Source organism: Bacteroidota bacterium (assembly GCA_016711505.1).
Lineage (GTDB): Bacteria > Bacteroidota > Bacteroidia > AKYH767-A > 2013-40CM-41-45 > JADKIH01.
The window spans coordinates 440203-450081 of sequence record JADJSV010000018.1 but is presented as its reverse complement, the minus strand read 5'-3'; the positions used below and the strand labels follow the sequence as shown (position 1 = coordinate 450081).

The 9879-nt window shown below is 35.1% G+C and carries 11 protein-coding genes and 2 pseudogenes; 10 read left to right on the top strand and 3 right to left on the bottom strand.

Features of this window, described 5'->3' with window-relative positions; translation table 11 throughout:
- Positions 1–396 precede the first annotated feature (396 nt).
- A pseudogene (locus IPL24_18215) lies at positions 397–1373 on the bottom strand (IS110 family transposase).
- Between the two features lie 335 nt (positions 1374–1708).
- On the opposite strand from IPL24_18215, the gene IPL24_18210 reads away from it, so the two are divergent.
- Entirely contained in the window at positions 1709–2425 is a 717-nt protein-coding gene (locus IPL24_18210; GenBank protein ID MBK8365523.1) for a hypothetical protein, read from the top strand.
- Positions 2426–2899: 474 nt separating this feature from the next.
- Here IPL24_18210 and IPL24_18205 read toward each other — a convergent pair.
- Positions 2900–3832 (bottom strand): annotated as a pseudogene (locus tag IPL24_18205) (IS110 family transposase).
- Positions 3833–4170: 338 nt separating this feature from the next.
- On the opposite strand from IPL24_18205, the gene IPL24_18200 reads away from it, so the two are divergent.
- From IPL24_18200 to IPL24_18175, 6 genes are all read left to right on the top strand, one after another.
- Positions 4171–4719, top strand: coding sequence for a MepB family protein (locus tag IPL24_18200; GenBank protein ID MBK8365522.1), 549 nt, complete (start codon positions 4171–4173; stop codon positions 4717–4719).
- The gene (locus tag IPL24_18195) at positions 4712–4879 is read left to right on the top strand and encodes a hypothetical protein (protein ID MBK8365521.1); all 168 of its coding nucleotides are present in this window, start codon (positions 4712–4714) and stop codon (positions 4877–4879) included. The genes IPL24_18200 and IPL24_18195 overlap by 8 nt, the downstream gene beginning before the upstream one ends.
- A gap of 138 nt (positions 4880–5017) precedes the next feature.
- Positions 5018–5251 carry a thioredoxin family protein gene (locus IPL24_18190; protein MBK8365520.1) on the top strand — a complete coding sequence of 78 codons (234 nt, stop codon included), beginning with the start codon at positions 5018–5020 and terminating at the stop codon, positions 5249–5251.
- A gap of 139 nt (positions 5252–5390) precedes the next feature.
- Entirely contained in the window at positions 5391–5654 is a 264-nt protein-coding gene (locus tag IPL24_18185; protein ID MBK8365519.1) for a DUF2024 family protein, read from the top strand.
- Positions 5617–6027 (top strand): group III truncated hemoglobin, encoded by a 411-nt coding sequence (locus IPL24_18180; protein MBK8365518.1) that lies wholly within the window; start codon positions 5617–5619, stop codon positions 6025–6027. The genes IPL24_18185 and IPL24_18180 overlap by 38 nt, the downstream gene beginning before the upstream one ends.
- On the top strand, positions 6024–6641 hold the full coding sequence (locus IPL24_18175; protein MBK8365517.1) for a winged helix-turn-helix transcriptional regulator: 618 nt from the start codon (positions 6024–6026) through the stop codon (positions 6639–6641). The genes IPL24_18180 and IPL24_18175 overlap by 4 nt, the downstream gene beginning before the upstream one ends.
- Before the next feature lie 202 nt (positions 6642–6843).
- On the opposite strand, the gene IPL24_18170 is transcribed toward IPL24_18175, so the two are convergent.
- Complete coding sequence (locus tag IPL24_18170) at positions 6844–7212, bottom strand: helix-turn-helix transcriptional regulator (GenBank protein MBK8365516.1); 369 nt, start codon at positions 7210–7212, stop codon at positions 6844–6846.
- A gap of 150 nt (positions 7213–7362) precedes the next feature.
- Between IPL24_18170 and IPL24_18165 the strand changes: the two genes are divergently transcribed.
- The 3 genes from IPL24_18165 to IPL24_18155 all read left to right on the top strand — a co-directional run bounded on the left by IPL24_18165 (position 7363) and on the right by IPL24_18155 (position 9857).
- The gene (locus IPL24_18165; protein MBK8365515.1) at positions 7363–7770 is read left to right on the top strand and encodes a nuclear transport factor 2 family protein; all 408 of its coding nucleotides are present in this window, start codon (positions 7363–7365) and stop codon (positions 7768–7770) included.
- A 74-nt stretch (positions 7771–7844) separates the two neighbouring features.
- Entirely contained in the window at positions 7845–8768 is a 924-nt protein-coding gene (locus IPL24_18160; protein MBK8365514.1) for a DsbA family protein, read from the top strand.
- A gap of 414 nt (positions 8769–9182) precedes the next feature.
- Entirely contained in the window at positions 9183–9857 is a 675-nt protein-coding gene (locus tag IPL24_18155) for a hypothetical protein (protein ID MBK8365513.1), read from the top strand.
- The last annotated feature ends 22 nt before the right edge of the window (positions 9858–9879 follow it).

Genomic DNA, 9879 nt, shown 5'->3' with positions numbered 1-9879 from the left:
CATCCTATGTAAAGCAGTCATCTAGTTCCAAAAACAAAAATAAGATTTTTAATTCATTTTAAATATAATTTATTATTAGGTGTGTTGAAATGTGAAAAACTAGGCGCAGGATTGCGCGATCGAAAGTTTTACACGTTTCAATGCACCATTTTTATTTTAATCATTTCGCTCAGTCTCCTATGTGTAGTCCGACTATTTTATATCCGGCCGCTACCAGCACCCGTATGGTTTGAATGATTATAAAATAGCTACCTGCTTAGCGGTGTGACTCAGTACAGTTGTTCTGATCACCAGCCCCGTTTTGTAGTCTATTCTTATTTTGTTTTGAGCTTCATGATGATTTAGTTTTTTAAAAAGCAGCTACAGGCTTGCCTTTGTAACTTCCTTTTGGAGGAATTACCTGCGGTGTTTTGTAGTCTGCTTTATTTCTTTTGAATAGTTTTTTTGATAAGGTGTTTCCTTTTTTATTACTGACAACATTCTGTTTAATAATTTTCTTGCAATTTTTATGATGATACTCTTTGGATTCTTGCCTTGGTGTTTTCGATAATAAGTTTGTATTTCAGGATCCAAACGCAGGGCTACCCAAGCACTTTCTATGATATAACTCCTCAGAAGATCTCTGCATCTTGGAGTTACTCCAAAAACATTCTCAGTCATCCCGGAATTTCGAATATTTGGAACCAACCCTACGAAAGATGCAAATTGTGTTTCTTTATTGAATCGCCTCAGATCTCCTACTTCAGCAAGAACAACCGATGATAAATATCCCCCAACCCCAGGAATACTTTTTAATAAATAATAATCCTTCTTGTGATTTTTTTCTGCAATAGGATCGTAGTTGATTGGCCAATTCTAAATATTCCTGATAAATTACTTTCAATAATCGAATCTTACTCTCCATACATAATTTTCCTACCGGTTCCTGCCATGGAATATTTTCAATCCATTCTATAAAATGCTTTGGACCAATTTGGATTGTCGAACTCTTTTGGTATTTCAATTCCATGATAAAGTAATAACGCTTTGATGCTACATTTTATCTTGCGGAGTTGCCGAGTAGTTTCTGCTCGTTGCCGTACTAAACTTTTCAAATAATCTTGTTTTTGATCCGGAATATAGATTCCTCGCAAATGACCGGACTGAAGTTGCTTTGCTAAGTTCCGACAATCGAGCACATCGGTTTTCTGGTGACTTTGTTTGTCAGTTCTAGGCACATCAGCCGGATTGACGACCAAAACATTCCATCCCAGATTTAAAAAATACCGGGAAGCCGTAAAACCGCAGCAGCCCGCTTCATAAACCAATGACACTTCATGCTCCGGAAAATTAGTTTGAACGTAATGATAAAGAACGTCATTGCTGGAAGGAATTGTAATTGTTTTGTGATCTGATATATCTGTCCGAAGATGTACAGACCAACTTTTTTTGTGAATGTCCATGCCAATGTATAGCTTTGGAAGAACAGTAGGTTGTGTTGCCATATCTTATCGTATTTGGGTAGACAATTTATTAATTAATTTGTACTACATTATTTTAGATGGAACACGACTTACTGCTTTTACATGGGTGCTTGCCAAAACATTATTTTTTGACTCTTTTTATTTTTATATTTCGGTAAAAAATAATGCTTCGGCAATGCTAAACGTTACCAGCAATGTTAGCCGCAACTGATGGAACCTATTTCAAAACATTCAATTAACCTTACATGGATACTGAATTACTAATTAAAAAAGAAGCAGACAATTTTAGACGTATTCTTGAATATGATTTTAAACCAGATTATCACCTAAAAGTTAAGAATGAATTAGAAAGCAAACTCTATAACTATGATGAAAATGTAGATAAGCTAATTTTTCTCTACAGAACGTTGACAAATATTGAAGACTTGTTGACTGCTCATAATAAAAAGTGTAAACATGTTAACGACCCAGAAAATTGTAACATAAATGTTTACTTTGAAAATGTAAAGTTTTTTACCGAACAAGAAATCAGACGGTTGAATCCATCCAATGAATTTTCTATACTTAGACCAAACATAAACTCAAATTTAATTAAACAGAATCTTGTGAATTTAGAAACACATCCAAAAACTTCTAAAATATATATTTCCGCCCTAGATAAGCTAAATCAAGCAAGTTATCAACGTAATTTACTTGATGATTTAAGATTATCAATGGAAGTCCTCTTAAAGGACATATTAAAAAATGAAAAATCTCTAGAGAAACAAAAAGATGAGCTAGGAAAGTACTTAAAGAATAAAAATGTTTCAACGGAAGTAATAAATATGTTTGTGACTCTTCAAGATTACTTTGTTAAATATCAAAATAATTATATAAAACATGACGACAATGTCAACAAGCATGAAATTGAGTTAATGATAAATTTATCATCTACATTTATGAATTTCATTTTGAATATCTAACAAATGGAATAAATTCCGTATGCGTCTAACACCGCATCCTATGTAAAGCAGTCATCTAGTTCCAAAACAAAAATAAGATTTTAATTCATTTAAATATAATTTATTATTAGGTGTGTTGAAATGTGAAAAACTAGGCGCAGGATTGCGCGATCGAAAGTTTTACACATTTCAATGCACCATTTTTATTTTAATCATTTCGCTCAGTCTCCTATGTGTAGTCCGACTATTTTATATCCGGCCGGCTACCAGCACCCGTATGGTTTGAATGATTATAAAATAGCTACCTGCTTAGCGGTGTGACTCAGTACAGTTGTTCTGATCACCAGCCCCGTTTTGTAGTCTATTCTTATTTTGTTTTGAGCTTCATGATGATTTAGTTTTTTTAAAAAGCAGCTACAGGCTTGCCTTTGTAACTTCCTTTTTTGGAGGAATTACCTGCGGTGTTTTGTAGTCTGCTTTTATTTCTTTTGAATAGTTTTTTTGATAAGGTGTTTCCTTTTTTATTACTGACAACATTCTGTTTAATAATTTTCTTGCAATTTTTATGATGATACTCTTTGGATTCTTGCCTTGGTGTTTTTCGATAATAAGTTTGTATTTCAGGATCCAAACGCAGGGCTACCCAAGCACTTTCTATGATATAACTCCTCAGAAGATCTCTGCATCTTGGAGTTACTCCAAAAACATTCTCAGTCATCCCGGAATTTCGAATATTTGGAACCAACCCTACGAAAGATGCAAATTGTGTTTCTTTATTGAATCGCCTCAGATCTCCTACTTCAGCAAGAACAACCGATGATAAATATCCCCCAACCCCAGGAATACTTTTTAATAAATAATAATCCTTCTTGTGATTTTTTCTGCAATAGGATCGTAGTTGATTGGCCAATTCTAAATATTCCTGATAAATTACTTTCAATAATCGAATCTTACTCTCCATACATAATTTTCCTACCGGTTCCTGCCATGGAATATTTTCAATCCATTCTATAAATGCTTTGGACCAATTTGGATTGTCGAACTCTTTTGGTATTTCAATTCCATGATAAAGTAATAACGCTTTGATGCTACATTTTATCTTGCGGAGTTGCCGAGTAGTTTCTGCTCGTTGCCGTACTAAACTTTTCAAATAATCTTGTTTTTGATCCGGAATATAGATTCCTCGCAAATGACCGGACTGAAGTTGCTTTGCTAAGTTCCGACAATCGAGCACATCGGTTTTCTGGTGACTTTGTTTGTCAGTTCTAGGCACATCAGCCGGATTGACGACCAAAACATTCCATCCCAGATTTAAAAATACCGGGAAGCCGTAAAACCGCAGCAGCCCGCTTCATAAACCAATGACACTTCATGCTCCGGAAAATTAGTTTGAACGTAATGATAAAGAACGTCATTGCTGGAAGGAATTGTAATTGTTTTGTGATCTGATATATCTGTCCGAAGATGTACAGACCAACTTTTTTGTGAATGTCCATGCCAATGTATAGCTTTGGAAGAACAGTAGGTTGTGTTGCCATATCTTATCGTATTTGGGTAGACAATTTATTAATTAATTTGTACTACATTATTTTAGATGGAACACGACTTACTGCTTTTACATGGGTGCTTGCCAAAACATTATTTTTTGACTCTTTTTATTTTTATATTTCGGTAAAAAAATAATGCTTCGGCAATGCTAAACGTTGTGCGTCAGTGTAAGACAACACTGCAAACAAGAAATGAACTAACAAAATATTGACACATAAATGACAAACGAAAATACATTGAAACTTTTGAATTCAATTCATAGCGACTTAAAAGTTGTAAAAGAATTGGTTTATGACAAATGTGGTTTTGACTTGTCAAACTTGAAGCAAAACATAGAAAGTTCAGAATACGGAGCTTGCACTTTTGAACTTAACGGGAAGAGAGTTCAACAACGAATTTCTAAAATCACACCGACAAAAACAGGACAATTTGTGACGATTTGGAAACGAAATAAACATGGAATTACAGAACCGTTTGACACTTCTGACGATTTTGATTTCGTAATTATAACAGCAAGAAATGACAACAATTTCGGACAGTTTATTTTTCCAAAATCGGTTTTGGCTGACAAAGGGATAATAACAAGAAAAGGAAAAGAAGGAAAACGTGGGATAAGAGTTTATCCACCTTGGGACAAAACAACAAATAAACAAGCGGAAAAAACTCAAACCTGGCAGACAAAATATTTTTTGACAATCAAGAATGACAACTCAACCGACCTTGATTTGACTAAGAAATTACTAACACAAACAATCGAAAATGTTTGACGAAGAAAAACACCGAACGCACAACAGCACCTACACGCAAGTGGGGGTTCAGTGCTTCTTTGAAAGTGAAGTGCTAAATCCAAGTTCTGTATTTTTAATGAAGTTTAGTGCTAAAAATCCCCACCTGCGTGTAGCTGCCAAACGTTACCTGCAAGTGTAACAGACCGACAATCCTAAACAAGCCAGCAATAAATTTTGACTGAAAAAGAAAATGTTGAAAACTTTTATTTCATTAAGTTAGTTATCCTAACTATATTTGCACCGACAATAATGTCATAACAAATTAAATTCATAAAAAATGAGTAAATCAGTTTTCTATCACGCAGGTTGTCCTGTTTGCGTAAGTGCAGAACACGACATCATTAACCTTTTAGGTCAAGACAATGTAGATGTTGTTCACTTCGGTAACGACAAATCTAGAATTGACGAAGCAGAAAAAGCAGGTGTAAAATCTGTTCCAGCATTGGTTACACCAAATGGAAATGTGCTACACATCAACTTTGGTGCATCAATGGCAGACGTAAAAGGTTAAAAAATTTGCCCCATAAAGTTAGGATAACTACCTTTGTGGGGCATTTTAAAAATGTAAAATGAAACCAATTTTAAATATTGTTTTGCTTTTAATCTGTTTTCAAGGTTATAGCCAAACTCAACATAAAACAAATACTAAAATGAAAATAGCAGTATGGGACACCTATGTAACAAAAAAAGACGGAACAATAATGCATTTTGACATTCTTGCACCCGAAACCATTAAAGATACAAGCGTAATATATAATTATGGTAAGGATTATTTAAAATCAAAAGAGCAAGAAGAACAACCTTTGACATCAAAGGAATGTAGATTTTGCCACGTTGAAACTTTACGACCACAATGGGAAACAGAAATTAAGCAAAATGGATATTTCATCATTGAAATGGAAAATTGTAATTAATGAAAAAGATATCGAAAATAGAGAAGACATTATTTTACTTGTAAATACATTTTACAATTCAGTAAAAGAAAATAAAACACTTGGTTATATTTTTAATGATGTAGCCAAAATTGAATGGGAAAGTCATTTACCAAAAATGTATTCGTTTTGGGCAAGTTTGCTTTTAGCAGAACATAGTTTTTCAGGCAATCCAATGGAAAAACATATTGCTTTAAGCAAAATCACATCAATGACAGAAACTGAATTTTCAGAATGGATTTTACTTTTTACAAATACTGTTGATGCACTTTTTGAAGGAGAAACAGCCAATGAAGCAAAATTAAGAGCAGGAAACATAGCACGTTTAATGCTTCATAAAATCCAAACTGTATGAAAAAATCGGCATTCGACTTAGAACACCAAAATTCGAGTATTGAAAGCAAAATTATTGCTTCATTAGAAAGGGTTTCACAGGCATTTAGAGTTTTGCTTTGGAACGAGAGTAAAGAACATTCGCTAAGCCCAATTCAGGTTCAAGTGCTGATATTTTTATTACATCATTCAGACCAAAAAAGGAAAGTGAGTTACTTGGCAGACGAGTTTAATATGACAAAAGCAACTATCAGCGACACCATAAAAACTCTTGAACAAAAACAACTCATCAAAAAAGAATTCGAGCAACACGACACAAGAAGTTATATAATTCAGCTAACAAAAAAAGGAAAAGAAATTGCAGAACAGACTTCTTTGTTTGCAAAACAAATTCAAGTTCCTATTGACAAATTGCATTCAACAGACAAAGAAAATTTATTATTAAGTTTATTAGACATCATTCATCATTTGAATAAATCAGGAATAATAACTATTCAAAGAATGTGTTTTACTTGCCATTTCTATAAAGCAAACAAAAACGGACAAGAACACTTTTGCGGACTTCTAAACACCAAACTTGCCGACACAGAATTACGCATTGACTGTGCAGAACATAATCAAAAACAAGCTGTATGACAAGAACACCAGCAGGTAACAGCGGTTTGGCAAAAGTGGCGGTTTCGTTCTCCGCAGACACATTTGTGGTTAATCAAAGTTTGGTTCTCCGCATCAACATTTGTGGTGAAAATCGCCACCTTCGCCAAGCCGCAAACCGTTAGCGGCAAGTATAACGAACCGACCAAGCGGACCTGTTAAACATAATTATCTTCACAAACACTTATCTCTTACTTTTACCGTAGACAGATTTTCTATAAGCTGTTCCCCATTTTGCCAATTCATCAATTAGTGGGGTAAGTGTTTTACCATATTCCGTTATTGAATATTCAACTGTTATTGGCTTTGTATTCATTACTTTTCGACTGACCAAATTATTTATTTCCAAATCTTGAAGTTCCTTCGAAAGCATTTTAGTTCCAATTCCATTTATTTCTCGCAACAAATCCATAAACCCCAATGTATTACCCTCTATGAGTGTTCCAAGAATATGAAATTTCCATTTCCCAGACAATAGACTCATAGAATCACTAATTGCTTGCATTCTTACCTGACAAACAGGTGTTGCATTTATTTCAGCGTTTTTTTTCATTGTCCTCAATTAATTTATTTGCCTCGCAAAGTTACAATTTGCTTAGATAGTTTCCAAGAGGAAACTAATTTCTTAATGGAAACCCATAGCAAATATACATTTACTGTGCAGTAGTTTTGTGCCATCAATAACAATTAAAAATTTAAGAAAATGTCACAAGAAACAACAAAAGCACTCAACGTAGTGCAAGAAATGCTAACCGCATTTGGCAAAGGCGATATGGAAGCCTTACAAAAAACTTTATCTGATGATACAATTTGGATTTACCACGGGACAGATGGTATTCCATATAATGGAACGTATAAAGGTAAAGAAGGAGCAGTAAAATTCATTACTAACATTGTGTCTAATGTAGATGTTTTGGATTTTCAGGTAACTAAAATTGTAGCTGACCAAAACACCGTTATTGTTTTAGGTAGCGAAAAGCAAAAAATAAAAAGTAATGGTGAAGTGTTAGAACAAAAATGGGTGCAAGTCTATACCGTAGAAAACGATTTGATTACCCGATTAGATGAGTTTGCTAATACTGCATTTTCACTACAACTATTTCAAAAATGAGATTAACTCAAAAAGTATTCATAATATTAATAATGCTTGGCAACTTAGGTTGCCAAGCTCAAAAAAGTAAGGAAATGGAAGAAAATAATAATCCGCTAATGTGTGACCCTGTCGAAGGAATATGTGGAATACCTGACAGCACAACAAAAACAAAATTCGCTACTTCTCCAAGCATAGAAAAACCAGTTAAAGTCATTTATTTTACAGACCCGATTTGTTCTTCTTGTTGGGGCATTGAGCCACAACTACGAAAACTGAAATTGGAATATGGCAACAGCATAGAAATTGAATACCGTATGGGAGGTTTGTTGCCCGATTGGAATTACAACAGCGGAGGTATCAGTAAACCAGCTGACGTAGCACACCATTGGGACGAAGTAAGTGCTTATTACGATATGCCTATTGACGGAGACGTTTGGTTGGAAGACCCTTTACATTCTTCCTACCCTCCTTCAATCGCTTTTAAAGCAGCACAAATGCAGGACAACGAGAAGTCTGTTTTGTTTTTAAGAGAAATCCGGGAAATGGTTTTTCTGCAAAAGAAAAACATTGCAAAATGGGAACATATAGAAACTGCCGCCAAAAAAGTTGGGTTAGATGCTGTGCAATTGAAAAAAGATTATGAAGGCAAAGCAAAGACACTTTTTGAAGAAGATTTGAAAGTATCAAGAGAATATGGTGTAAGAGGTTTTCCAACGATTTTCTTTTTAGACAATTCAGGAAACAAGGAAATTGTGTATGGTTCAAAACCTTATGCTTTTTATGAGACATCAGTTTTAAAACTTCATTCCACAGCAATCAAAAGTGAATACAGTAAAAATTGGGAAACACTTTTTACAAAGTATCATTCTTTGACAGCCAAAGAATATGCAGAACTTTCGGGAACACCAAGAGCAGAAAGCGAAAAACAACTAAATGAGCTTGTGACAAAAGGGAACTTAGAGAAACTGACTACTAAGAATGGTTCTATTTGGACGAGAAAGAATACCAGCCGCTAACAGCGGTTTGGCGTAATGGCGGGTTCAGTGCTTCGTAGAAACATTTTTGTATATTTGAATTGTGTGCTTCGTATGAACATTTGTGGTTAAAATCCGCCACTACGCCAAGCCGCAAAACGTTAGGCAATGCTCGGGCAAAACGTTAGGTGCAACCCTTGACGTGCTTCGTAGGACACATTTGTGCCGACATTAACTGAAATAAAAAACAGCCACCGCACGGTCAGGCACATTGTCTTGCCCCAACGCACAAGCCGACCCTTCAGCAAGCCAAAGAGCCTGCCCTTTTGCCTACGCACCCAAGCCCGCCCTCCACCCCAAACGACTTTCTTTCAAATTTTTGTAACCTTTTCATTTCTGACATACTCTAATGTAGCAGAAGTCAAATTTTATTTAAACAATTTAAAATTCTAAAAAATGAAAAGAAAAATCACACAACTGTTCTCAAATGGCAAGGTATTACTGCTTACTGCTGTCCTTGCCTCATCGTTTACGATGCAAAGTTACGCCTGCGAAATGTGCGGAAAAGATAGTAAAGCACAGCAACTACATACTGCCATGCAAAAATTATGGGGCGACCACATGATTTGGACGTATGCCTCCGTTGATGCTTTTTTCCATAATCCCACTGCCGTAAAACCATCCTTAGACAGACTATTGCAAAACCAAAAGGACATTGGAGCTGCCATTGTTCCTGTATATGGGCAAGCGGCAGGCGACAAATTAACGGCACTTTTAACTACACACATCAATCAGGCAGTACCTGTACTCACAGCCGCAAAAAGTGGTGATAAAATGGCTTTAGACAAAGCCCTTGCCGATTGGTATGATAATGCAAAAGAAATTGCACAATTCTTAACCTCCGCTAATCCTAAAAACTGGCCTGCTACCGCCACAGAGCCGATGATGAAAGCACATATTGACCAAACAACCGCTTACGCAGTTGATTTATTAAAAAATGATTATACAAACGCTGTTATACATTTTGATGCGGCACGACAACACATGGTAGAAATGGGTACTATACTTGCAAGTGGAATTATTAAACAGTTCCCTGATAAATTTAAAGAAGAAAAATTTAAGAAAAAGTAAGTTTAATTTTTAAATAAAATCA